The sequence below is a fragment of the Fusicatenibacter sp. genome (assembly GCF_050872605.1).
In the GTDB taxonomy this organism is placed as follows: Bacteria; Bacillota; Clostridia; order Lachnospirales; family Lachnospiraceae; genus Fusicatenibacter.
Genome location: NZ_JBNMHD010000003.1, coordinates 51,743 through 76,478 on the forward strand (window position 1 = coordinate 51,743; position 24,736 = coordinate 76,478).

19 protein-coding genes are annotated in these 24,736 nt (G+C 52.0%); 17 read left to right on the plus strand and 2 right to left on the minus strand.

The window, feature by feature from the left end; all coding sequences use genetic code 11:
• The first annotated feature begins 15 nt into the window (after positions 1-15).
• A complete protein-coding gene (locus ACY2VT_RS01800; protein ID WP_461878662.1) occupies positions 16-1,833 on the plus strand; it encodes an N-acetylmuramoyl-L-alanine amidase in 1,818 nt (605 codons plus the stop codon).
• 138 nt (positions 1,834-1,971) lie between these two features.
• Here ACY2VT_RS01800 and ACY2VT_RS01805 read toward each other — a convergent pair whose 3' ends face one another.
• Positions 1,972-3,204: an argininosuccinate synthase gene (locus ACY2VT_RS01805; protein ID WP_461873739.1), complete on the minus strand. Its 1,233-nt coding sequence runs from the start codon at positions 3,202-3,204 to the stop codon at positions 1,972-1,974.
• A gap of 282 nt (positions 3,205-3,486) precedes the next feature.
• Here ACY2VT_RS01805 and argC point away from each other — a divergent pair, with 282 nt between their 5' ends.
• The 11 genes from argC (at position 3,487) to holA (ending at position 15,715) form a co-directional block, all read left to right on the plus strand.
• Positions 3,487-4,527, plus strand: a complete 1,041-nt coding sequence (gene argC, locus ACY2VT_RS01810; protein WP_022462202.1) for an N-acetyl-gamma-glutamyl-phosphate reductase — start codon at positions 3,487-3,489, stop codon at positions 4,525-4,527.
• A 52-nt stretch (positions 4,528-4,579) separates the two neighbouring features.
• Positions 4,580-5,803 carry a bifunctional glutamate N-acetyltransferase/amino-acid acetyltransferase ArgJ gene (gene argJ, locus ACY2VT_RS01815; RefSeq protein ID WP_461873655.1) on the plus strand — a complete coding sequence of 408 codons (1,224 nt, stop codon included), beginning with the start codon at positions 4,580-4,582 and terminating at the stop codon, positions 5,801-5,803.
• Positions 5,804-5,851: 48 nt separating this feature from the next.
• On the plus strand, positions 5,852-6,748 hold the full coding sequence (argB, locus tag ACY2VT_RS01820; RefSeq protein ID WP_461873656.1) for an acetylglutamate kinase: 897 nt from the start codon (positions 5,852-5,854) through the stop codon (positions 6,746-6,748).
• Positions 6,735-7,925 (plus strand): aspartate aminotransferase family protein, encoded by a 1,191-nt coding sequence (locus tag ACY2VT_RS01825; RefSeq protein WP_461878663.1) that lies wholly within the window; start codon positions 6,735-6,737, stop codon positions 7,923-7,925. The genes argB and ACY2VT_RS01825 overlap by 14 nt, the downstream gene beginning before the upstream one ends.
• A gap of 149 nt (positions 7,926-8,074) precedes the next feature.
• On the plus strand, positions 8,075-8,506 hold the full coding sequence (locus ACY2VT_RS01830) for a DMT family transporter (RefSeq protein WP_461878664.1): 432 nt from the start codon (positions 8,075-8,077) through the stop codon (positions 8,504-8,506).
• A gap of 113 nt (positions 8,507-8,619) precedes the next feature.
• A complete protein-coding gene (locus ACY2VT_RS01835) occupies positions 8,620-9,324 on the plus strand; it encodes a helix-hairpin-helix domain-containing protein (RefSeq protein ID WP_461878665.1) in 705 nt (234 codons plus the stop codon).
• Between the two features lie 17 nt (positions 9,325-9,341).
• Entirely contained in the window at positions 9,342-10,031 is a 690-nt protein-coding gene (locus ACY2VT_RS01840) for a response regulator transcription factor (RefSeq protein WP_055218609.1), read from the plus strand.
• Positions 9,976-11,454, plus strand: coding sequence for a sensor histidine kinase (locus ACY2VT_RS01845; RefSeq protein ID WP_461873659.1), 1,479 nt, complete (start codon positions 9,976-9,978; stop codon positions 11,452-11,454). The genes ACY2VT_RS01840 and ACY2VT_RS01845 overlap by 56 nt, the downstream gene beginning before the upstream one ends.
• Positions 11,455-11,466: 12 nt before the next feature.
• Positions 11,467-12,390 carry a GerMN domain-containing protein gene (locus ACY2VT_RS01850; RefSeq protein WP_461873660.1) on the plus strand — a complete coding sequence of 308 codons (924 nt, stop codon included), beginning with the start codon at positions 11,467-11,469 and terminating at the stop codon, positions 12,388-12,390.
• Positions 12,387-14,660 (plus strand): DNA internalization-related competence protein ComEC/Rec2, encoded by a 2,274-nt coding sequence (locus ACY2VT_RS01855; RefSeq protein ID WP_461878666.1) that lies wholly within the window; start codon positions 12,387-12,389, stop codon positions 14,658-14,660. Before ACY2VT_RS01850 ends, ACY2VT_RS01855 begins: the two co-directional genes overlap by 4 nt.
• 71 nt (positions 14,661-14,731) lie before the next feature.
• Entirely contained in the window at positions 14,732-15,715 is a 984-nt protein-coding gene (gene holA, locus ACY2VT_RS01860) for a DNA polymerase III subunit delta (protein ID WP_055227342.1), read from the plus strand.
• A 228-nt stretch (positions 15,716-15,943) separates the two neighbouring features.
• Here holA and rpsT read toward each other — a convergent pair whose 3' ends face one another.
• Complete coding sequence (rpsT, locus tag ACY2VT_RS01865; protein ID WP_022462214.1) at positions 15,944-16,207, minus strand: 30S ribosomal protein S20; 264 nt, start codon at positions 16,205-16,207, stop codon at positions 15,944-15,946.
• A 181-nt stretch (positions 16,208-16,388) separates the two neighbouring features.
• Between rpsT and gpr the strand changes: the two genes are divergently transcribed.
• The 5 genes from gpr (at position 16,389) to uvrA (ending at position 24,705) form a co-directional block, all read left to right on the plus strand.
• A complete protein-coding gene (gene gpr, locus ACY2VT_RS01870) occupies positions 16,389-17,276 on the plus strand; it encodes a GPR endopeptidase (RefSeq protein ID WP_238033221.1) in 888 nt (295 codons plus the stop codon).
• 23 nt (positions 17,277-17,299) lie between these two features.
• Positions 17,300-18,622 (plus strand): stage II sporulation protein P, encoded by a 1,323-nt coding sequence (locus ACY2VT_RS01875; RefSeq protein ID WP_461878667.1) that lies wholly within the window; start codon positions 17,300-17,302, stop codon positions 18,620-18,622.
• Positions 18,623-18,717: 95 nt separating this feature from the next.
• The gene (gene lepA, locus ACY2VT_RS01880) at positions 18,718-20,532 is read left to right on the plus strand and encodes a translation elongation factor 4 (protein ID WP_022462217.1); all 1,815 of its coding nucleotides are present in this window, start codon (positions 18,718-18,720) and stop codon (positions 20,530-20,532) included.
• An 88-nt stretch (positions 20,533-20,620) separates the two neighbouring features.
• Positions 20,621-21,754, plus strand: a complete 1,134-nt coding sequence (hemW, locus tag ACY2VT_RS01885; RefSeq protein ID WP_461878668.1) for a radical SAM family heme chaperone HemW — start codon at positions 20,621-20,623, stop codon at positions 21,752-21,754.
• Between the two features lie 122 nt (positions 21,755-21,876).
• Entirely contained in the window at positions 21,877-24,705 is a 2,829-nt protein-coding gene (uvrA, locus tag ACY2VT_RS01890; protein ID WP_461878669.1) for an excinuclease ABC subunit UvrA, read from the plus strand.
• Positions 24,706-24,736: the final 31 nt, after the last annotated feature.

Below are 24,736 nucleotides of genomic sequence, written 5' to 3' on the forward strand. Positions count from 1 at the left end.
AAGGAGGAAAACCAGATGGCAAAAAAGAAAATCGCAGCACTGCTGATCGCAGCGGCCGTTGCGGCAGGAGGCTGGGCGTTTCCAGCAAGGGTAAGCGCAGCAGAAAATGACGGCACGGCCGTAACCTGGCAGCAGGATGAGACGGAAAGTTCCGAGCAGAATTCGGATGAGGAAGCGGCAGTACAGGAGCAGAGCGGTACTTCGGAAAACGAGACGCCGGCGGTTACGATTCCAGGTGAGGACAACGAACAGGAGCCGGAAGAGAAACTTCCTGCCGGCTGGGTGAAACAGGAGGACGGAAGCTGGAAATACAGAAAAGAAGACGGCACGATGGCCGCCAGCGAGTGGATCACCCATCTGAACCGGAGATATTATCTGAATGCAGACGAAATCATGTGCACGGGTCTTTCGATGGTCGACGGAAAGCTCTATTATTTTGAGAGCTGGGGCGGAGCCGGATACAAAGGCTGGAAAAAAGTCGGCGGGGCATGGTACTATCTGAACGAGGACGGAAGCGTCAAAACGAATGAATGGTTCGTTCACGACAAGAGAACATACCATGTAGATGAAAACGGTGTGATGAGCACCGGACTGCAGAAGATTGACGGAACGCTCTACTACTTCGAGAGCTGGGGCGGAGCCGGATTCCAGGGCTGGAAAAAAGTCGGCGGAACATGGTACTATCTGAATGAGGACGGAAGCCTCAGAACGAATCAGTGGTTTGTGCATGATAAGAGAACGTACCATGTAGACGCAGACGGTGTGATGAGTACCGGCTGGCAGACGATTGACGGCGTTGATTATTACTTTGAAAGCTGGGGCGGCATGCGCGTGAACGCCTGGGCGGCCAAGGGCAGTGACTGGTATTACATGGACAGCAACGGAACCCCAAAAGGGGAAGGCTGGCTGCTGTATGACAAGAACTGGTATTATCTGAGGCAGGACGGCAAAATGATGCACAGTGAATGGCTGTGGTATGATAATAACTGGTATTACCTGCGGAGTTGGGGCGGCATGTATAAGAGCCAGTGGGTAACGATCAAAGGCGCAACGTATTACTTCAGGAGCTGGGGCGGTATTTACAAGAACGGCTGGCAGGAAGTGGACGGAAAAACGTATTACTTCCGAAGCTGGGGAGGCATCTATAAGGATACCTACATCGACGGCTATTACGTTGATAAAAACGGTGTCCGCCGGAACAGCAAAAATATCTGCGTGGCAATCGACGCAGGACACCAGAGAAGAGGAAACAGCGAGAAAGAGCCGATCGGACCGGGATCATCGACCTATAAGGCGAAGGTTGCTTCCGGAACATGCGGTGTGGCAACCGGCATCAATGAGTATGAGCTGAACCTTGCGGTATCCTTAAAGGTACGCGATATCCTTGAGGAGCGCGGCTACGATGTTTACATGATCCGCGAGACGCACGACGTCAATATCAGCAACTCCGAGCGTGCAAAACTTGCCGCGCAGAACGGAGCAGACATTCTCGTGCGTGTACACGCGAACGGCGATTCGAACCAGTCGGTTTACGGAGCACTCACGATGGCACCGAGCAGCAGAAATACGTACCTTTCCGGTGATGTGATCAGCAAGAGCCAGAAGCTCTCCCAGAAGATGATCGCAGCATTCTGCAAAGACACCGGCGCGAAGAACCGCGATGTGATTTACACCGACTCCATGAGCGGCATCAACTGGAGCACCATTCCGGTCACGATCATTGAGCTTGGCTTCATGAGCAATCCTTCCGAGGACCGCCTGATGGCAACCGAATCGTACCGCGATAAGATGGCACAGGGAATTGCAGACGGAATCGACGCATATTACGAATAATCAAAATTGGTCCACTGGACCAATTATTGATATGCCTGGCAACAAAGGGACCTGCCTGAAATGGGCGGGTCCTTTTTACGCGCAAAAAAAGAAAGCGGAGCGAGTCCGCTTTCTTTTGGGAATCCATAGGATCAGATCTTATTTGTTGTTGTTTTTCTCCAGCTCCTGCATCTTCATTGCACGAACCTTCAGCGGCAGACCGAACAGTGTGATGAATCCGTCTGCATCGTGGTGATCATAGAGATCGCCGGTGGTGAAGGAAGCAAGAGACTCATTGTACAGGCTGTACGGAGAAGACTCGCCGGCTTTGATGATGTTGCCTTTGAACAGTTTGAATTTTACTTCGCCTGTTACGTATTTCTGGGTTACATCAACGAATGCCTGGATTGCCTCGCGCAGAGGAGTGTACCATTTTCCTTCGTAAACAACCTCAGCAAGCAGGTTTCCGAGATCTTTCTTTGTTTTCAGGGTCTCACGGTCGAGAATCAGCTCCTCTAACTGCTCATGTGCAGCCATCAGGATGGTTCCGCCAGGAGTCTCATAAACACCGCGGGATTTCATGCCGACAACACGGTTCTCAACGATATCAACAATACCGATGCCGTGTTTTCCGCCCAGCTTGTTCAGCTCGGTGATGATTTCAGAAACTTTCATTTCTTTTCCGTTTAAGGTCTTCGGAACGCCGGCCTCAAAGGTCATGGTTACGTACTCGCCTTCGTCCGGAGCTTTTTCCGGAGGAGTGGTCAGTACGAGAAGATCGTCGTAGTTCGGCTCGTTGGACGGATCCTCAAGCTCAAGTCCCTCATGGCTGATGTGCCACAGGTTACGGTCACGGCTGTAGCTGTGGTTTGCATCAAACGGAAGGTCGATGCCGTGTGCTTTACAGTAATCCAGCTCGTCTTCACGGGACTGCATGGTCCATACATCGGTCATTCTCCAAGGAGCGATTACTTTGATATCCGGAGCAAGGGCTTTGATGCCGAGCTCGAAACGGATCTGGTCATTTCCTTTACCGGTAGCACCGTGGCAGATGGCAACAGCACCTTCTTTTCTTGCGATCTCAACGAGTTTCTTTGCGATAACCGGACGTGCCATGGAAGTACCGAGCAGGTATTTGTTCTCATAAACAGCGCCTGCTTTTACGCACGGCATGATGAAGTCTTCACTGAACTCGTCGATAACGTTTTCAATATATAATTTGGAAGCGCCGGAAAGTTTTGCTCTCTCATCGAGGCCAACCAGCTCGTTTCCCTGGCCGCAGTCGATGCAGCAGCAGATTACTTCATAGTCAAAGGTCTCTTTCAGCCACGGGATAATGGCAGTAGTATCAAGTCCGCCGGAATAGGCAAGTACAACTTTTTCTTTCATAATGTAAGATCCTCCTTGGATTTCTCGTGCACCTATATGCGCGGTGCATCTTCGATGACTAAAATATACATCATACGACAGGATTATGCAAGCTTTTTTTCAGAAATTCAAAAAAAACTTGCATAATATACATTTAAGGTGTATACTTATGCAATCGACGGTATATGACAGCAGAAAACAAAGATTTTTCATTGAAAAAAGAAAATAATTGAGCTATCATAAAGAGAAAAGAAAAAATGTCCGGCAAGACAAGAAAACGGGCGAAAGAAAAAAGGAGAAAAAGGTATGATCAGAGCAGGAATTATCGGTTCTACAGGATATGCAGGAGGCGAGCTGGTGCGTATTCTCCTGGGACACAAAGATGTGGAGATTAAATGGTATGGTTCCAGAAGCTATATCGATAAGAAATATGCGTCGGTTTACCAGAATATGTTTCAGTTAGTAGACGATGTCTGCAAGGACGACAACATGGAGCAGCTTGCAAAGGAAGTAGACGTCATTTTTACAGCAACTCCGCAGGGACTCTGTGCTTCCCTGGTAAATGATGAAATTCTTTCGAAAGTAAAGGTCATCGACCTGAGCGCCGATTTCCGTATTAAAGATGTAAAAACGTATGAAGAGTGGTACAAGATCGAACACAAATCCCCGCAGTATATCGACGAGGCGGTTTACGGACTGTGCGAGATCAACCGTGAGAAAGTAAAACAGGCGCGCATCGTGGCAAACCCGGGATGCTATCCGACCTGCTCGACTCTTTCGATTTATCCTTTATTAAAGGAAGACCTCATTGATGGCAACACCATCATTATCGATGCAAAATCCGGAACTTCCGGAGCAGGAAGAGGAGCGAAAGTGGACAACCTCTACTGTGAGGTCAATGAAAACATCAAGGCATACGGCGTTGCCGGCCACCGCCACACACCGGAGATCGAGGAGCAGCTTTCCTATGCAGCCGGCTACCCGATCACCCTGAATTTCACCCCGCATCTTGTTCCGATGAACCGCGGCATTCTCGTAACGGCATATGCATCCCTGAAAAAAGATGTGACTTACGAAGAGGTTAAAGCCGTTTACGATAAGTATTATGCCAACGAGCAGTTTGTACGTGTTCTCGATAAGGATGTCTGCCCGCAGACGAAATGGGTTGAGGGAAGCAACTATGTGGATGTCAACTTCAAGATCGATCCGAGAACGAAACGAATCATCATGATGGGTGCGATGGACAACCTGGTCAAAGGCGCAGCAGGACAGGCGGTACAGAATATGAACCTGATGTTCGGCCTGCCGGAAAACGAAGGCCTGTGCATGCCGCCGATGTTCCCGTAAAAAAGACAGAAGCAGACAACAGACGGAATTTACGAAAAGCGAGGATAAAAGAATGAAAAAGATTGAAGGAGGCATCACTGCTGCAAAAGGTTTTCAGGCAGCAGGCGGCGCAGCAGGAATTAAAAAACAGGGCGTAAAGGATATGGCACTTGTCTACAGCGAGGTACCGTGCGTAGCAGCAGGAACCTTTACTACAAACATCGTAAAAGCAGCTCCGGTCAAATGGGACCAGGAGATTGTATACAACCATCCAACCGCACAGGCAATCGTCTGCAACAGCGGAATCGCCAACGCATGCACCGGCGAGGAGGGCTATGGCTACTGCAGAAAAACCGCGGAGGCAGCATCAGCTGCACTTTCCATTCCAGAGGACTCCGTTCTCGTTGCATCGACCGGTGTTATCGGAAAACAGATCCCGATCGATAAGATCGCAGCCGGCGTGGAAATGCTGAAACCGCAGCTTGCAGCTACAAGAGAAGCCGCAGCTACAGCAGCACAGGCGATCATGACAACCGACACCGAGCCGAAGGAAGTTGCTGTTCAGATCGAACTCGGCGGAAAAACCGTAACGATCGGCGGCATGTGCAAGGGCTCCGGCATGATCCATCCGAATATGTGCACCATGCTGAGCTTTGTGGCAACCGATGCCAATATTTCGAAAGAGATGCTGCAGAAAGCACTGAGCGAAGTTGTACCGGATACCTACAACATGGTTTCCGTAGACGGCGATACTTCCACCAACGATACCGTTCTTCTTCTGGCAAACGGCCTTGCCGGAAACCCGGAAATTACCGAAGAAAATGAGGACTACAAGATCTTTAAAGAAGCACTCTTTGAGGTTAATAAAACACAGGCGATGCATATCGCAGGCGACGGCGAGGGAGCAACCGCGCTGTTTGAAGTGACCATTCAGGGAGCCGAGAGCAAGGAGCAGGCCGTGACACTGGCAAAGTCCGTCATTACATCGAGTCTGACGAAAGCGGCGATCTTCGGCCACGACGCAAACTGGGGAAGAATCCTCTGCGCCATGGGTTACTCCGGAGCAAAATTCGATCCGGAAAATGTAGATCTCTATTTTGAGAGTGCAGCCGGAAAAATGCAGATTATTACGAAAGGTGTTGCCGTTGACTACAGCGAGGAGGAGGCAACGAAGATCCTCTCCGAGCAGAAGGTAACTGCGATCGCTGACATCCACATGGGAGAAGCGACAGCAACGGCATGGGGCTGCGACCTGACCTACGATTACGTAAAAATCAACGCAGATTATCGTTCCTGACCGGATCCGGAACAGGCACGGGAAAAGAGCATAAGAGGAGAAAAAATCATGGTAAATCAGATGTATCTGGACAAAGCAAATGTGCTGATCGAGGCACTTCCTTATATTCAGCGGTTCAACCGCAAAATCATTGTCATCAAATACGGCGGAAGCGCAATGGTGGATGAAGAGTTAAAGAGAAACGTCATCCAGGACGTGGTTCTTCTGAAACTGGTCGGCTTCAAACCGATCATCGTACACGGCGGCGGAAAGGAAATCAGCCGCTGGGTCGGAAAAGTCGGCATGGAACCGAAGTTCGTCAACGGCCTTCGTGTAACGGATGCCGATACGATGGAAGTCGCAGAGATGGTGCTGAATAAGGTCAACAAAGAGCTTGTCACCATGATTCAGTCACTCGGAGTTAATGCTGTCGGCATCAGCGGAAAAGACGGCGGACTCTTAAATGTAGAGAAGAAGCTGTCCAAGGGCGAGGATATCGGCTTCGTTGGAAATATCAAGAACGTAAGCCCGAAGGTGCTGTACGATCTTTTAGAGAACGACTTTCTTCCGGTTGTCTGCCCGGTCGGCATGGATGATGATTTCAATACTTACAACATCAACGCAGACGACGCGGCATGCGCCATCGCTGAGGCGTTAAATGCAGAAAAACTGGCATTCCTGACCGATATCGAGGGTGTCTACAAAGATCCGAAGGATCCGGAGAGCCTGATTTCCGAGCTCCACGTACAGGAAGCAAGAGATCTCATCACAAACGGAAATGTCGGCGGCGGCATGATTCCAAAGCTGCAGGGCTGCATCGATGCGATCGAGAACGGCGTATCGAGAGTCCACATCATGGACGGAAGAATCCCGCACTGCCTGCTGCTTGAGATCTTTACGAACAAAGGAATTGGTACGGCTATTTTAGGGGAAAACAAGGAGAAATTCAATCATGAAGACGAATGAGTATATGGAACAGACCGAGCAGTACGTGCTCCACACCTATAACCGGTTTCCGCTCGTGATCGATCACGGCGAGGGAGTTCATCTGTATGACACGGACGGAAAGGCATATCTGGATTTTGCAGCCGGCATCGCGGTGTATGCGCTCGGCTACAGCAATGATGATTATAAAAAAGCAGTGAAAGATCAGATCGACAAAGTGATCCATGTTTCCAACCTGTTCTACAATGTGCCGATGGGCTCTGCCGCAGAAAAACTCGCGAAGGCATCCGGCATGGATAAAGTATTCTTTACGAACAGCGGTACCGAGTCGATTGAGGGAGCCATTAAGGTGGCGAGAAAATACGCCTACTTAAAAGACGGCAGCAACGATCACGAGATCATCGCGATGAACCATTCCTTCCATGGAAGAAGCCTTGGAGCGCTTTCTGTAACAGGAAATACGCATTATCAGGATCCGTTCAAACCGCTGATCGGCGGCATTAAATTTGCGGATTTTAATGATCTGGAGAGCGTAAAGGCACAGATTACCGGCAAGACATGTGCGATCATCATGGAGACTGTACAGGGCGAGGGCGGTATCTATCCGGCAACGAAAGAATTTTTACAGGGCGTGCGCGATCTGTGTGACGAACACGACATTCTGCTGATCCTCGATGAGATCCAGTGCGGCATGGGAAGAACAGGAAAGCTGTTCGCATGGCAGGATTACGGCGTACAGCCGGATGTCATGACGTGTGCAAAAGCACTTGGCTGCGGCGTTCCGGTCGGCGCCTTCGTGCTGAATAAAAAGACGGCAGAGCATTCGCTCGTTCCGGGAGACCACGGAACGACATACGGCGGAAACCCGCTGGCCTGCGCGGCTGTCAATGCTGTATTTGAATGCTATGAGAAACAGCATGTCGTAGAGCATGTAGCAGAGACGGCTCCGTATCTGGAGAAAAAGCTTGACGAGCTGGTGGAAAAATATGACTGCCTCGCAGCACGCCGTGGAAAAGGCTTTATGCAGGGCCTTGTCGTAACGGGCCGTCCGGTCGGAGAAGTCATCAACCGCGCGATTGAGAACGGACTTCTTGTGATTTCCGCCGGAAGCGACGTTCTTCGTATAGTACCGCCGCTTGTAATTACGAAAGATGACATCGATGAGATGATTGAAAAACTGGAGAAAGCATTACAGTAATGTGAAATAGACAGCCGTCTGGTTTCCTGCGCAGGAGACCGGGCGGCTGTTTTCCTGCTGTCCCTGAGTTCTGTATAAAAACGGGGAAAAAAGGAATAGTATAAAATGTACTCCGGGAGTACATAAAAAAACAGCAGGAGGAAAAATCAATGGCGGGAATTTTAACAGCGCTGCTTTCCGGCGCACTGATGAGTATTCAGGGCGTTTTCAACACAGAGGTGACGAAACAGACGAGTACATGGCTTGCGGCCGGCTGGGTGCAGATCAGTGCGTTTGCCGTCTGTCTTGCGGCATGGTGCATCACCGGGAGGGAGCCCATCGGGGATCTGTTCCGCGTAAAGCCGTGGTATCTGCTGCTTGGCGGGGCAATTGGCGCGTTTATCACGATCACGGTTATCCGGAGTATGGCAGGGCTCGGCCCGGCGAAGGCGGCGATGCTGATCGTCATTTCCCAGCTCGCAGCGGCGTGGCTGATTGAACTGTTCGGCCTTTTCGGTATGGAAAAAACGGATTTCACCGTGCGCAAGCTGCTCGGCATGGCAGTGGCAGTTGTGGGAATTGTAGTGTTTCAGTGGGAATAACGATTAAGATTTCTACTTGTATTTTTATGGTTTCTCCGATACAATAGAAACGTAGTTATGCGTACACAAGGGACCCTTGCGCGTCAGATGCGAAGCGGAAGGGAGTACACAGCATGAAATTGAAAAAACAGCAGAACAGAGGCAGAAAACATGCAAAAATACTGGCGGCGATGCTGGTTTTTTTGCTCTGCGGATGCAACCACAGGGATACAGAATACAAACTGTCAGATAGCACAGGCGGGAGCACGGCGGAAACCGTTTCCGAAAATCAGAAGGAAATGGATGAGGAGCAGACGGTTTCCGGAAAAAGCGCCGGAGAAACCACAGGCATTCCGGAAAAACGTGAGGCACAGGAGGCAGCACCGGAAGAAACGGTGCAGGTTTATATCTGCGGTGCGGTCGCTTCCCCCGGCGTCTACACGCTGCCGGGCGGAAGCCGCGTAGTGCAGGCTGTGGAAGCGGCAGGCGGATTTCTGCCGGATGCTGAAGAAAAAATCCTCAATCTTGCACGGAAAATCGAAGACGGAGAGCAGATCACCGTCTGGACGCGCGAGGAGGCAGAAAACATGGAAATCCCGGAAACGCCGCAGCAGAATACGGGCGGCACGGAGCAGGCTTTCGGTTCCGGTAAAGTCAACCTGAACACGGCCGGAAAAGAAGAACTGATGACACTCTCCGGCATCGGAGAGAGCCGTGCGGATGCCATCATCGCCTACCGCGAAGCAAACGGCCCGTTTGGTTCGATTGAGGAGATTATGAACATTGAGGGCATCAAGGAAAAGATGTTTGAAAAGATAAGGGGTTCTATCGAGGTTTAGAACAAGAAGGAGAAGAAATGGCAAAGAAAGTTCTTGTAGTTGATGATGAAAAACTGATCGTAAAAGGAATCCGCTTCAGCCTGGAGCAGGACGGCATGGAGGTTGACTGCGCATACGACGGCGAGGAAGCACTCTCCATGGCAAAAGAAAAAGAATACGATATGATCCTTCTGGATCTGATGCTGCCAAAGCTGGACGGTCTGTCCGTCTGCCAGCAGATCCGTGAATTTTCCAACGTTCCGATCGTCATGCTGACCGCAAAGGGCGAGGACATGGACAAAATCCTGGGACTGGAATACGGCGCAGATGATTACATCACAAAGCCGTTCAACATTCTGGAAGTAAAAGCACGCATCAAGGCCATCATGCGCCGTGCGGCCCGCCAGGAGCCAAAAGAAGAGAAAGCAAAAGTCGTACAGGTGAAAGACCTGCGGATCGACTGCGAGGGCAGAAGAGTCTTCATCGGAGACCGCGAGATCAATCTGACTGCGAAGGAGTTCGATGTGCTCGAGCTTCTCGTCTTCAATCCGAACAAGGTGTACAGCAGAGAGAACCTGCTGAACATTGTCTGGGGCTATGAGTACCCGGGCGACGTGCGCACCGTAGATGTACATATCCGCCGTCTGCGCGAAAAGATCGAGAAAAATCCAAGTGAACCGAAGTACGTTCACACAAAGTGGGGAGTTGGTTACTATTTCCAGGCTTAAAATCAAAGAAAAATGGAAGTTTCTGCGGAGTCTGCGCTTCCGCATCACGGTGATTCTTGTGATCATCGGCATTGTACCGTGTGTGATCCTTGAGAAGAGCGTCGTAAACAGCTATGAGGACCGTGCGGTATCGGTGCGCAGCATTACCGTAAAAAATCAGTGCGATATTATCTGCAACCAGCTCATCCAGCAGAATTACATGGAAGATCCTGGATCGGATGTCATCAACGGACAGCTCAGTATGCTGACGAATATCTACGGCGGCAGAATCCTGATTATCGACCAGGATTTCCGCGTCATCAAAGATACGTACGATATGGACCGCGGAAAGACGATTATCTCGCAGGAGGTCATCCAGAGCTTTCAGGGCAAGGAGACGAGCCAGTACGACCAGAAAAACAACTATCTGGAAATGACGGTGCGGATTCAGAATACCGAGACGAAGGAGACGCTTGGCGTTATGCTCGTCAGCATTTCGACGGATGAGATCCGTGCGAATATGAAAATTCTGGAGACGAAGGGAATGACGATTCTTTCGATCATTGCGCTTCTCGTGCTGGTCTTTGGCTATCTGCTCGCGGGCATTCTGATGAAGCCGTTCCAGAAGGTCACCCGTTCCATCGAGGACATTACCGACGGCTATCTCGACGAAAGCATTTCTGTTCCGGATTACCTCGAGACAGAGCTGATCACGGACGCATTCAACAAGATGCTGACCCGCGTCCGCACGCTCGACGATTCCCGCCAGGAATTTGTTTCGAATGTCTCGCATGAGTTAAAGACGCCGCTTGCGTCCATGAAGGTTCTGGCGGATTCGCTGAACGGGCAGGAGGGCGTTCCGGTGGAACTTTATCAGGAGTTCATGCAGGATATTACCTCGGAGATCGACCGCGAAAACCAGATTATTACCGACCTTTTGTCGCTGGTCAAGATGGATAAAAAGGTGGCAGACCTCAATATCACCCAGGTCAATATCAACGAGCTGTTAGAGCAGCTGCTGAAGCGGCTTCATCCGATTGCCGCACAGAAAAATGTGGAGCTCATTCTCGACAGCTTCCGCCCGGTCAATGCGGAGGTAGATGCGACGAAGCTCTCGCTGGCGTTCTCGAACCTGATCGAAAACGGCATCAAGTACAACAACGAGAATGGATGGGTGCGTGTATCCTTAAATGCGGATCACAAATATTTCTACGTGACGGTGGCAGACTCCGGCATCGGCATCCCGGAGGAGTCGATTGCGCATATCTTCGAGCGTTTCTACCGCGTGGACAAGTCCCACTCGCGGGAAATCGGCGGAACCGGCCTTGGCCTTGCGATTGCGCGGAGCGCGATTGTCATGCACCGGGGAGCGATCCGTGTATACAGCAAAGAAAACGAGGGAACGACATTTTCCGTGCGGATTCCTCTGAATTACGTGATGTAGGAGGTGGCGCACATGAAACGGATACTTGGCGTACTGCTGGCCGGCGTGCTGCTTCTTAGCGGCTGCGGGCAGTGGCAGAAGAGCCAGAAGGAGTCGGCGTATCACCTGTACTGCCTGGACAAAACCGGCACAACACTGGTGCAGGAGCCGTATGAACCAAAAGAAGGAACGGATCAGAAACTGATCAAGGAGCTGGTTGACGCGCTGCAGGAGAAACCTGCCAAGGACGGAAACCAGGCACTTCTTTCCAATGGGATTTCCATCAAGACGTATACGCTGGAGAACGGGCTCCTTACGCTGAACTTAAGCGGAGAGTACGGGGAGCTTGCGCGGCCGCAGGAGGTTTTGGTGCGTGCAGGACTGGTGCGTACCTTTGTGCAGGTTCCGGAGGTGGAGCGCGTGACGCTTCTGATCGACGGGGATCCGTTAAAGGATTCCAAAGGACGCGAGATCGGAACGATGACGGCGGACAGCTTTCTGGAAAATTCCGGAAGGGAAATTTATCAGTATCAGTATGCGACGCTGACACTGTATTTTGCAAATGAAGCAGGCGATCGTCTTGTGAAGGAGACGCGGCGGGTGCCGTACAGCACGAACATTCCGCTGGAGCGTGTCGTGGTGGAACAGCTCATGAAGGGGCCGAAAGAAGACGGCCACTATGCGGTGTTCCCGGATACGATGAATGTCTTAAGTGTCACGACATCCGACCGGATTGCCTATGTGAATTTTGACAAATCTTTTAAGGATTCTGCGCTTTCGAGTGTGGCGGAGCAGATTCCGATTTATGCGGTGGTGGATTCCATCACGGCGAACTGTAAGGTGGATAAGGTGCAGTTTTCCATCAACGGAGAGAGCGATGTAACCTTCCGTGAAACGATGAAACTCAATCAGTTTTACGAGGAAGACCTGTCTTATCTGGAGGAAAAAGATACATGAGAAAACGGCCCATGTGCCTGGCGTGTCTTGGATTCATGCTGGTGCTTGTGCTGCTGCGGATTGCGGGCGTGCCTCCTGGCACGCCTTTTTCTGACCCAAAATACGAAAACGAAGCGCAGCAGGGCAGGAAGGTGTGGATTGCAGGGACAATTGAAACGTATGAGAAAAAGAGCAGCAGCAACGGGTATGTGCTGCGCGGGGAGGGAAGCAAAGGGAAAATTTATCTGCTCGCAAAGCGGGGAGATCTGCCGGTCGGAGCCGCTGTGCAGGTGTACGGAACTGTAAAAAAGCCGGAAAGCCCGCGCAATCCGGGGATGTTTGATGAGAAAACATATTATGAGGGAAAAGGCTGTGCGTTCTACGTGATTTCGGAGCGGGAGGAAGTTGTGGATGTCGGGCGGTGGAATCTCGGCGAAGCGCTCCGGCTGGCGCGGGAGCGGTGCTGTGCCGTTTTAAAAGAAATGATGCCGGAGGAGGAGGCAGGTGTGCTTTCTGCGATGCTGCTCGGGGAACGGTCAGAACTCACGGAGGAGACGTATCTGGCGTATCAGCAGAGCGGTCTGCTGCACCTGATTTCCGTTTCCGGCATGCATCTGATGCTGCTCGGCATGGCACTCCGACGGCTGCTGATGGCGCTGCATCTGCCGAAAACTCCCGCGTCTCTGGCAGCGGCCGCCGGTATGGTGCTGTATGGCATGTTTACCGGCAGCGGAACGGCGACCGTGCGTGCAGTGGTGATGTTTGCGGTGCGGATGGGAGCTGTCGCAGTGGGAAGGACGTATGATTCCTTAAGTGCGCTCTCCCTTGCGGCAATTCTGATGCTGGCGGAAAACCCCTCGTATCTGGAGCAGAGCGGGTTCTGGCTTTCGTTTGGAGCAGTAACAGCCATTTCCGGGGTTTATCCGGTTCTGGCGGGGGAGAAGGCGGAACGGAAGAGACGCGGGGAAAAAACGGGGCTGGAAAAGCTTGCGGCGAAAGGGAAAGAGGCTGCGATGGTGTACCTTTCCCTGCAGCTTGTCATGATCCCGCTGCAGGCGTGGTATTTTTATGAGATTCCGCTCTTTGCGTTTCTGCCGAATCTGTTTGCAGGAGCTGTCATGACGGCGGTGCTGCTGCCGGGTGCTGCGGGGCTTCTGGCGGGACTGGCAAGCGTGAAAGCGGGAAGTGTTGTTCTGCTTCCGGCGCGGTTCCTGCTCACACTTCTGCGACAGATGACAGCGGCGGTCGCACAGATTCCGGGAAATGTGTGGATCTGCGGTCAGCCGGAAAAATGGCAGATGGCAGGATATGGAATCATTCTGACCGGTCTGCTGGTGATACTGTATGTGCGAAAACGAAAACGGGAGATGAATCCGGATGGGGCAAAACGAAAAGGTGCGCAGGCACGAAGGCGGGAGCGGATGCTCTTTGGTATTACCATGTTTTTTGCCTGTGTTCTGCTTTTTTACCGTCCCCGGGAGACGTTTTCCATTACAGCGCTGGACGTCGGCCAGGGCGATGCGCTTGTGGTGGAGAGCGGCCGTTTTGTGATGCTGAATGACGGCGGGAGCAGCAGTGCGTCTGCGATCGGGGAAAAAAGGATTCTCCCGTATCTGAAACAGCGCGGCATTGCCGCTCTTGATGCCGTTGTTGTCACGCACCCGGACGCAGATCACACGAACGGAATCCTCGAACTGCTGGAGCTGATCGGGGAGCAGAAAACGGCGCTTCGCATCCGCCATCTGTTCCTGCCTGTGTGGATGAAAGGAAGCGAAAAAGAAAATCCTTTTATTTTAGCCGCACAAAAAGCGGGAATTATGGTAGAATATCTAAAAAAGGGAGACGAGATCCGTGCAGGAGAACTCACCGTATCGGTGCTTCATCCGGGAGCGGGCGAAGACTATACGGAAGAGGAAAACGCCGGAAGTGTTGTATTACAGCTTTCCTGCGGTGCCTGCCGCGCACTTCTGACGGGAGATCTGGAGGGAAGCGGAGAAGAAGAGGTCCTGGGGGCGGCAGAGCGGTGCCAGATTTTAAAGGTGGCGCACCACGGCTCGAGAAATTCAACGAGCGAGGCATTTCTGAACCGCATACAGCCGCAGATCAGCCTGATTTCCTGCGCGTGGCCGGGACGGTACGGCCATCCGCACCGGGAGCTGCTGGAGCGGCTTCGTGCCTGCAAAAGCCATATCTACGGAACACCGGTGGATGGAGCCGTGACAGTACAGCTGAAGCGTGACCGCCTGGCGGTTCACGGATACCGGTCGGATGTGGAATTTCCCGTCTCCTGAATGGTCAAAAGCTCCGGCTGCTGCGGCACTGCGCAAACGTGCTTCTGCCGGAACGAAAGAAAGAGGATGGAATGAAAAGCATTTTAGAAGATATCAAAACGCAGAATTTTAAGCAGGCCTACCTGCTCTACGGAGAAGAAGCCTATCTGAAGCATCAGTATAAAAACAAGCTGAAAAACGCACTGCTCCCGGAGGACGACACGATGAATTTCTCACGCTTTGAGGGAAAAGGAACCGAGATTCCAAAAGTGATTGACCTTGCGGAGACGATGCCGTTTTTTGCGGACCGCCGTGTGATTCTGCTGGAAAATACAGGATTTTTCAAAAACAAAGCCGACGCACTGGCAGACTACATGGGATCCCTGCCGGATTATCTGGTGCTGATCTTCGTGGAGGAGGAAGTCGATAAGCGGAACCGTATGTACAAGGCGGTGCAGAAGCAGGGAAGAGCAGTGGAATTTGCTCGTCAGGACGAAAAGACGCTGATGACCTGGGTACTCGGCATGATGAAAAAAGAGGGAAAAAAGATCACGCGCCAGGATATGGAAGATTTTCTGGAAAAGACGGGCACGGATATGGGAAATATCTCGCAGGAGCTGGAAAAACTGCTCAGCTATACGATGGGAAGAGATGTGATCACGCGGGCGGATATCGAGGCAGTCTGCACAACGCAGATTACGAACCGGATTTTCGAGATGATCCGCGCGGTAACGGAGAAGAAGCAGCGGAAAGCGCTCGATCTGTATCAGGATCTGCTGGCTTTAAAGGAGCCGCCGATGCGGATTCTCTTTCTGTTGGCACGCCAGTTCAATCTGCTGTTGCAGGTCAAAGAGCTGCTGGCAGAGCACTGCGATCAGGCGACGATCGCAAAACGGACGGGACTGCAGAGCTTCGTTGTGCGGAACTATATTCCCATGTCGCGCCAGTATGCGGCGGAGGAATTAAAAGCGGCGGTCAATGACTGCGTGCAGATGGAAGAGGACGTGAAGACGGGAAAAATTTCCGATCTGCTGAGCGTGGAGCTGCTGATTACGAAATACAGCAGGGCGGCGTAAGAGCAGAGTTTTCTATAGCAAGACCCGAAAATAATGCAAAAAAGGCAGTGCTGCAGAGCGCGAATTGCAAGGAACAGATTTGAAGGCGTACCGGTACAGGAAAACTGGCCGATACGCCTTGTTCTGTGTTTATCAAAAGATCTGTCGCGGCGCACTCTTTTGGTAAGCATAAAAAAAGAACCCAGCCACATGACGGTATGACTAAGTTCTCTTTGTTTTATATCTTTATTATGCGATTGAGTTTACAGCTTTGCTCAGATTGGATACTTTTCTGGCAGCGTTGTTTTTATGATAAACGCCTTTAGAAGCAGCCTTGTCGATGGTAGAGATCGCATTTACTAATGCAGCAGCAGCAGCCTCTTTATCGTTTGCAGCAACAGCAGCATCTACTTTTTTCATAGAAGTCTTAACTGCAGAACGGATTGCTTTGTTGCGGTCTGCCTTTGTCTGATTTACCAGGATTCTTTTCTTTGCGGATTTAATGTTAGCCAAACTGTACACCTCCAATATTTTTAAAATTAATGTGATTTAAGGGATGTTATTCAATGGAACAGACACGGGCGCTCCACTGAAACATGCTTTATTATCCTATAATATTTCGCATGGTTTGTCAATACATATTTTTGAAAAAATTGCAAAAACTACAACAAAAATACAGGAGAAGGAGAAAAGTATGATAGGAAAGTATAAGATGCGGACAGACCTGGCGATGGAGAATCAGGAAAAATTTGAGCGGGACCATGTGGAGATCTCCGGGGTCGAGATTGAGAAGAAGAAAAGAAAGGCGGAAATTCAGACAACCATTGTAAAAATCACATCGGAGCATGGTGCAAAAATGATGGGAAAGCCGAAAGGGACGTATGTGACGATCGAAGCGCCGCTGCTTTTGACGGCAGACGAGGAGGAGAGCCGGAAAGCGGCGGAGGAGTTTTCCCACTGTCTGATGGAAATGCTGCCGGAAGCGTGCGGATCCGTTCTTGTGGCCGGCCTCGGCAACCGCGGCATCACGCCGGATGCGCTCGGGCCGGAGACGGTGGAGCAGCTCAACGTTACGCGCCATCTCGTGCGCACCTACGGAAAGGAGGGAAGGGAAGTGAGTGCCCTTGCTCCCGGTGTCATGGCACAGACGGGCATGGAGGCAGTGGAAATCCTGCGCGGAACGGCAGAACAGACCCATCCAGATGTGATTCTCGCCGTGGATGCCCTTGCCGCATGTAGTATTCACCGGCTGAACTGTACGATCCAGCTTGCCGACACCGGAATCTGGCCGGGATCCGGCGTCGGAAACCACCGCAATGCCTTAAATCAGGAGACGCTCGGCGTGCCGGTCATCGGAATCGGTGTGCCGACCGTTGTAGGGGCAGGAACAATCGTCCACGATGCCGTCGCAGGTGTTCTGGAATCGCTGGAGGAGTCCGAGATGGATGAATTTCTGGGAGAAGTCATTTCACCGGCGCTCGAAAGCCTTTACGTGACGACAAAAGAGATCGACGAGATGGTCCGCCGCCTGGCCGGGGTTCTTGCGGCAGGTATGAATCAGGCATTTTCCGGGGAACTGTAACATATCATGAATATGGTGATAATATGTGGAATGCCAGGCGAAATGGACAATGGTTCGGATGGGGATGTCTTTTCCTGTCCTGCAGTATACTGCTGTTCCGCAGTGCAGCGGTTCTCCGGAAAAATCATTTCTCAGAGGGGAAAGTTCTGCTGCAGCGGGCGGCAGCACAGGCGGAGCAGTTATCTGTGGATGTGATGATGCCGCTTCTTTTTTATGACGGAAAAGAGGACGGAAGGGGATGGATGGAAAATCTCCTCGCGGCAGTGCGGGATCAGATACCGGCGCTTCGGGAGGGAAGCACGGCAGAAAATACGCTGTCTGCCGGGAAAGAAGCAGCGGAAACGGATACGGCGAAGCAGGATTCGAATCCGGGACCGGGAGCAGAAAGAGGGCAGACAGAATCGAAGGAGCAGGGAACTGAGGAAGATCAAAAGGATGAAACTCAAAAAGATGAAACTCAAAAGGATGGAATGGAAATCACGGAGCCGGAGGAGACCATCGAAACCGGCGGCGCACCGCGTGAAATTCTCTACCCGGAGGCCGACACGATTCAGGAGACAATTTCCCCTGACCTTCTTGCTGACCCGCAGGCGCTCCTGAACCGCTTCTTCGTTGTAGATCCCAACACTTCGGTTCTGCCGGGCGAGATCGACGGCAGCACCCTGCTCGGAAAAGACCTGACCCTGCCGGAAAATGCCGAAGGCCCGCAGATTCTGATCTATCATACCCATTCGCAGGAAACCTTCGCCGATTCCCGTCCGGGAGAAAGAGCGGACACGGTAATCGGCCTCGGTGATGATCTGCAGGAGCTTCTGGAAAAGCAGTACGGATACGAAGTGCTTCATATTACAGAGGCATTTGACATGAAAGAAGGCTGTCTCGATCGGAGCCGCGCCTACAACTACGCGGAGCCGGTCATCGCAGCGGCGCTGGAAGAACACCCGTCCATTCAGGTCGTGATCGACCTGCACCGGGACGGGGTCAATGGTTCAAAACGTCTTGTGACAGAAATCAACGGAAAGCCGACCGCGCAGATCATGTTTTTCAACGGCCTTTCCCGCACGAAAGAAAGCGGCGAACTGACAAGCCTGCCCAATCCGTATCAGGCGGAAAACCTTGCATTTTCCTTTCAGATGGAGTATGAGGCAAAACAGTATTATCCCGGCTTTTCACGCTGCATCTATTTAAAAGGCTACCGCTACAACCTCCATCTCCGCCCGAGATCTGTTCTTCTCGAGGTTGGTGCGCAGACGAATACGGTCGAGGAGGTGAAAAATGCAATGGGGCCGTTTGCGGATATCCTGCATAAGGTTCTGTCGGGCAAAAGTCCGGCATCAGGCGGATAAATTTATCTTGCTTTTTTGAGTGGAATTTCGTATCATACAAAATAGACATGAGATAAAATTGATATTTAACCCGTGAAAAAGCAGGAGGAAAAAACTTGTCAGGAATAGATCAGAGTAAAATTCGTAATTTTTGTATTATTGCCCATATCGACCATGGAAAATCAACCCTTGCGGACCGTATTATTCAGAAAACAGGCCTTTTGACCGAGCGTGAGATGCAGGATCAGGTGCTGGACAATATGGATCTGGAGCGTGAGCGCGGCATCACGATCAAGGCACAGGCAGTCCGTACCGTATATAAAGCGGCTGACGGCGAGGAGTACATTTTAAACATGATTGACACCCCGGGGCACGTCGATTTCAACTACGAGGTTTCCCGAAGCCTTGCCGCATGCGACGGCGCGCTGCTCGTTGTCGATGCATCGCAGGGTATCGAGGCGCAGACCCTTGCCAACGTCTACCTCGCCCTTGACCACGATCTGGATGTGTTCCCGGTCATCAACAAAGTAGACCTTCCAAGCGCCGAGCCGGACCGTGTCATTGCAGAGATCGAGGATGTCATCGGACTGGAAGCGCAGGATGCTCCGCGGATTTCCGCAAAAACCGGCCTGAACGTGGACGAGGTGCTCGAGCAGATCGTACAGAAAATTCCGGCACCGGAAGGTGATCCGACGGAACCGTTAAAAGCACTGATTTTCGACTCCGTCTACGATGCATACCGCGGCGTCATCATTTCCTGCCGTGTGATGGAAGGAAGCGTGAAAAAAGGAACGAGAATCCGCATGATGGCGACAGGCGCTGTCGAGGAAGTTGTCGAGGTCGGCTACTTCGGCGCAGGCCGTCTGATCCCGTGCGACGAGCTCTCCGCCGGAATGGTAGGCTACATCACCGCCAGCATCAAAAACGTGCGCGACACCCGCGTGGGTGATACCGTGACCGATGCCGACCGTCCGTGTGCAGAAGCACTGCCGGGCTACAAAAAAGTCAACCCGATGGTATACTGCGGCATGTACCCGGCCGACGGCGCACAGTACGGCGATCTGCGCGACGCGCTGGAAAAACTGCAGTTAAACGATGCATCCCTCTTCTACGAGCCGGAGACATCGGCAGCACTCGGCTTTGGCTTCCGCTGCGGTTTCCTTGGACTGCTTCACCTGGAAATTATTCAGGAGCGCCTGGAGCGTGAGTACAATCTGGATCTCGTGACGACCGCACCGAGCGTTATCTATAAGGTTCACAAAACCGACGGAACCGTCATTGACCTGACCAACCCGTCGAATCTGCCGGACCCGTCCGAGATTGATTATATGGAAGAGCCGCTGGTAAAAGCAGAGATTATGGTGACGACCGACTACATCGGACCGATCATGGAGCTCTGCCAGCAGAGACGAGGCCAGTATCAGGGAATGGAATACATGGAGACGACGCGTGCGATGCTTCATTACCATCTCCCGCTGAATGAGATTATCTACGATTTCTTTGATGCCTTAAAATCCCGCTCCAAAGGTTACGCGTCATTCGACTACGAGCTGCTCGGCTATGAGAGAAGCGAGCTTGTAAAACTCGATATCCTCGTTAATAAAGAAGAAGTGGATGCGCTGTCCTTCATCGTATTCGAGGGATCTGCCTACGAGCGCGGAAGAAAGATGTGCGAGAAACTCAAAGAAGAGATTCCGCGGCAGCTCTTTGAAATCCCGATCCAGGCGGCTGTCGGATCGAAGATTATCGCAAGAGAAACCGTCCGCGCGATGCGCAAAGACGTCCTCGCCAAGTGCTACGGCGGCGATATTTCCCGAAAGAAGAAGCTGCTGGAGAAGCAGAAGGAAGGTAAAAAGCGGATGCGCCAGGTAGGAAACGTGGAGATTCCGCAGAAAGCCTTTATGAGCGTACTGAAACTGGATGAAAATTAAGAGATAAAAATGAGACCGGCCTGTCGGCGCCGCCTGCTGTTGCGGGAGCGCAGGGGCCGGTCTTTCGATTGTACGGAGGAAAAGCAGAATGAATAAAAAAAGAAAACCACTGGAACTCTATGTGCATATCCCGTTCTGCATCCGGAAATGCGCCTACTGTGATTTTGTCTCGGGACCGGGCACGAAAGCAATGCAGAAGGAGTATGAAGAGGCTCTGCTGGCAGAAATCGATGCGGCGGAAGAGGCGGCAGAAAGCGAAGTGATTTCCGTCTTTTTCGGCGGCGGAACACCATCCGCAGTGGATGCCGGAATGCTCGTCCGTGTGATGGAGAAACTGCGGAGCAAGTACGTTTTTTCAGAGGATGCTGAGATTACGCTGGAGGCCAATCCGGGAACGCTGGACGAAGAAAAACTGAAGTGCTACCGGAAGAGCGGCTTCAACCGGATCAGTATCGGCTGTCAGTCGGTTCACGATGAGGAGCTGAAACGGCTGGGAAGAATCCACACGTTTGCGGAATTTCAGGAGAGTTTTGCACTGGCACGGGATGCCGGGTTTGCGAATATCAACGTGGATCTGATGTCAGGTCTGCCGGAGCAGAGTGAAGAGAAATGGGAAGAGAGTCTTCGGACGATCGCGGAGCTTTCCCCGGAGCACATTTCCGCCTACAGCCTGATCGTGGAGCCGGGGACCCCGTTTGCGGAGCAGAAACTGGATCTGCCGGATGAGGACACAGAACGCGAAATGTATGCCAGAACGGCGGAAATCCTCGCAGAATACGGCTTTTTCCAGTATGAGATTTCCAATTATGCAAAGCCGGGCTTCGCATGCCGCCACAATATCGGCTACTGGAAAAGGACGGATTATCTGGGGTTCGGGCCTTCCGCGGCATCGCTATTCGGAAACCGCCGGTGGGCGAACACGGCAGATCGATCTTTGTATCTGAAAGCGTGCGGAGCACTGGAAAAGATCCGTGAGGATGAGGAAATTCTTTCCCGGCAGGATGCCATGGAAGAATTTATGTTTCTCGGCCTTCGAATGACACAAGGGATCTCGACGGCGGAGTTTGAGGAGCAGTTTGGAAAGGAGATCCATGCCGTATACGGCGGGGTTCTGAAGAAATACGAAGCGATGCATCTTTTACAGGAACACAGCGGGCGCCTGGCTCTGACACGCGATGGGATTTCCGTCAGCAATGTGATTCTGGCAGATTTTCTGCTGTAAAAAGATGATAAAGAAATAGAACAAATGTTTGCATAACGCACGGCAGTGTGCTATAATGGGAGAAAACGAGACAAGATTCCTGTCCCTGCCCGGATGGGGATTCCAATAAAAGAGGAACAGTTATGGCAGAGAAAAAAGAGTTTATCAGAATACGGGGAGCCAGGGAGAACAACCTGAAAGAACTGAATGTCGATATCCCCAGAAACCAGTTTGTTGTATTTACGGGCCTCAGCGGTTCGGGAAAGAGTTCGCTTGCGTTTGACACGATCTATGCAGAGGGCCAGCGGCGGTACATGGAGAGTCTTTCCTCCTATGCGCGCCAGTTCCTGGGACAGATGGAAAAACCGAATGTGGACAGCATCGAAGGCCTGCCGCCTGCTATTTCGATCGATCAGAAATCGACGAACCGGAACCCGCGTTCCACCGTCGGAACCGTGACGGAGATTTACGATTATTTCCGTCTTCTGTACGCGAGAATCGGTATTCCGCACTGCCCGAAGTGCGGAAAAGTCATCAGCCGCCAGTCGGTGGACCAGATGGTCGATCAGATCATGGCACTCCCGGAGCGGACGAAAATCCAGCTTCTCGCGCCGGTTGTGCGCGGACGCAAGGGAAGACACGAAAAGGTGCTCGAACAGGCAAAACGCAGCGGCTATGTCCGCGTGATGATTGACGGCAGCCAGTATGAGCTGTCCGAGGAGATTACGCTGGATAAGAACCTGAAACACAACATTTCCATTATTGTGGACCGTCTTGTAGTCAAACCGGACATTGAGAAACGTCTGACGGATTCCGTCGAGAATGTACTGGATCTGGCGGACGGCCTTCTGGTGGTCGACACGATGGACGGAAATCAGCTCAACTTCAGCCAGAGCTTTTCCTGCCCGGACTGCGGCATCAGCATGGAGGAGATTGAGCCGAGAAGCTTTTCCTTCAACAACCCGTTCGGCGCCTGCCCGAGCTGTGCCGGCCTTGGCTACAAGATGGAATTCGACGAGGATCTGATGATTCCGGACAAGACCGTATCCATCGCAGACGGAGCCATCACCGTGCTCGGCTGGCAGTCCTGCACGGACAAATCGAGCTATACGAGAGCCGTTCTCGATGCGCTGGCAGAGGAGTACGATTTTTCCCTTTCCACTCCGTTCTGTGAATATCCGAAAAAAATCCACGATATCCTGATTTACGGAACGAACGGAAAATCCGTCAAGGTGCATTACCGCGGTCAGCGCGGCGTCGGTGTGTACGATGTGGCTTTTGAGGGGCTGATCAAAAATGTGGAGCGCCGCTACCGCGAAACCGGATCGGATTCTACGAAACAGGAATACGAAACCTTCATGCGTGTGACCCCGTGCCAGGCGTGCCATGGCCAGCGTCTGAAACCGACATCGCTTGGTGTGACGGTCGGAGACAAAAACATTTTTGAAGTAACATCCCTTTCCATCGACAATCTGCAGGAGTTTATGCAGAACCTCGAACTCTCCGAACAGCAGCTGCTGATCGGAAAGCAGATTTTAAAAGAGATCCGTGCGCGAGTGAGCTTCCTCGCGGATGTCGGATTAAACTATCTGACCCTGGCGCGCGGAACGGCATCGCTGTCCGGAGGTGAGGCGCAGAGAATCCGTCTGGCAACGCAGATCGGCTCCGGCCTTGTCGGTGTCGCCTATATTCTCGACGAGCCGAGCATCGGCCTTCACCAGAGAGACAACGACAAACTTCTCGCGACGCTGAAGCACCTGCGCGATCTCGGAAACAGCCTGATCGTCGTGGAGCACGACGAGGATACGATGCGCGCCGCTGACTGCGTTGTCGATATCGGCCCGGGAGCCGGTGAGCACGGCGGAGAGCTGGTGGCAATCGGAACGGCGGAAGATCTGATGAAAAATCCGAATTCCATCACCGGAAAATACTTAAGCGGAGAGCTGAAAATTCCGGTTCCGTCCGAGCGCAGAAAGCCGACGGGCTGGCTGAAGGTAGTCGGAGCAAAAGAGCACAATCTGAAAAATATCAACGTGAATTTCCCGCTCGGTGTCATGACCTGCGTGACCGGAGTCTCCGGATCGGGAAAGAGTTCCCTTGTCAATGAAATTCTGTACAAACGGCTGGCAAGAGATCTGAACCGTGCGCGGACGATTCCGGGTGCACACAAAGACATCATCGGTATGGAACAGCTTGATAAGGTCATCGACATCGACCAGTCCCCGATCGGAAGAACACCGCGTTCCAATCCGGCAACGTACACAGGTCTGTTCGATCAGATCCGCGATCTGTTTGCGGCAACGCAGGATGCCAAGGCACGCGGCTACAAGAAGGGACGCTTCAGCTTCAATGTGAAGGGCGGCCGGTGCGAGGCCTGCGGCGGCGACGGTATCCTGAAGATCGAAATGCACTTCCTGCCGGATGTCTATGTGCCGTGTGAGGTCTGCCATGGAAAACGGTACAACCGTGAGACACTGGAAGTCAAATATAAAGGAAAGAGCATCTACGATGTGCTGAATATGACGGTTGAGGAGGCACTGGAATTCTTCCGGCCGGTACCGTCGATTTTCCGAAAATTACAGACCCTGTACGATGTCGGCCTTTCCTACATCCGTCTCGGTCAGCCGTCCACCACGCTGTCCGGCGGAGAAGCGCAGCGTATCAAGCTCGCAGCAGAGCTGAGCCGCCGCGGCACGGGAAAAACGATCTACATTCTCGACGAGCCGACAACGGGACTTCATTTTGCCGATGTCCACAAACTGGTGGAGATTCTGCACCGCCTGTCCGAGGGCGGAAATACCGTCGTTGTCATCGAACACAATCTGGATGTCATCAAGACGGCGGACTATATTATTGATATCGGACCGGAGGGCGGAGACGGCGGCGGAACCGTGATTGCGTGCGGAACGCCGGAAGAAGTGGCCAAGAGCCCGGTATCCTACACCGGAAAATATGTCGAAAAATATCTCTAAAAAATCCTTTCCATTTTAAAAGGGATTGTAT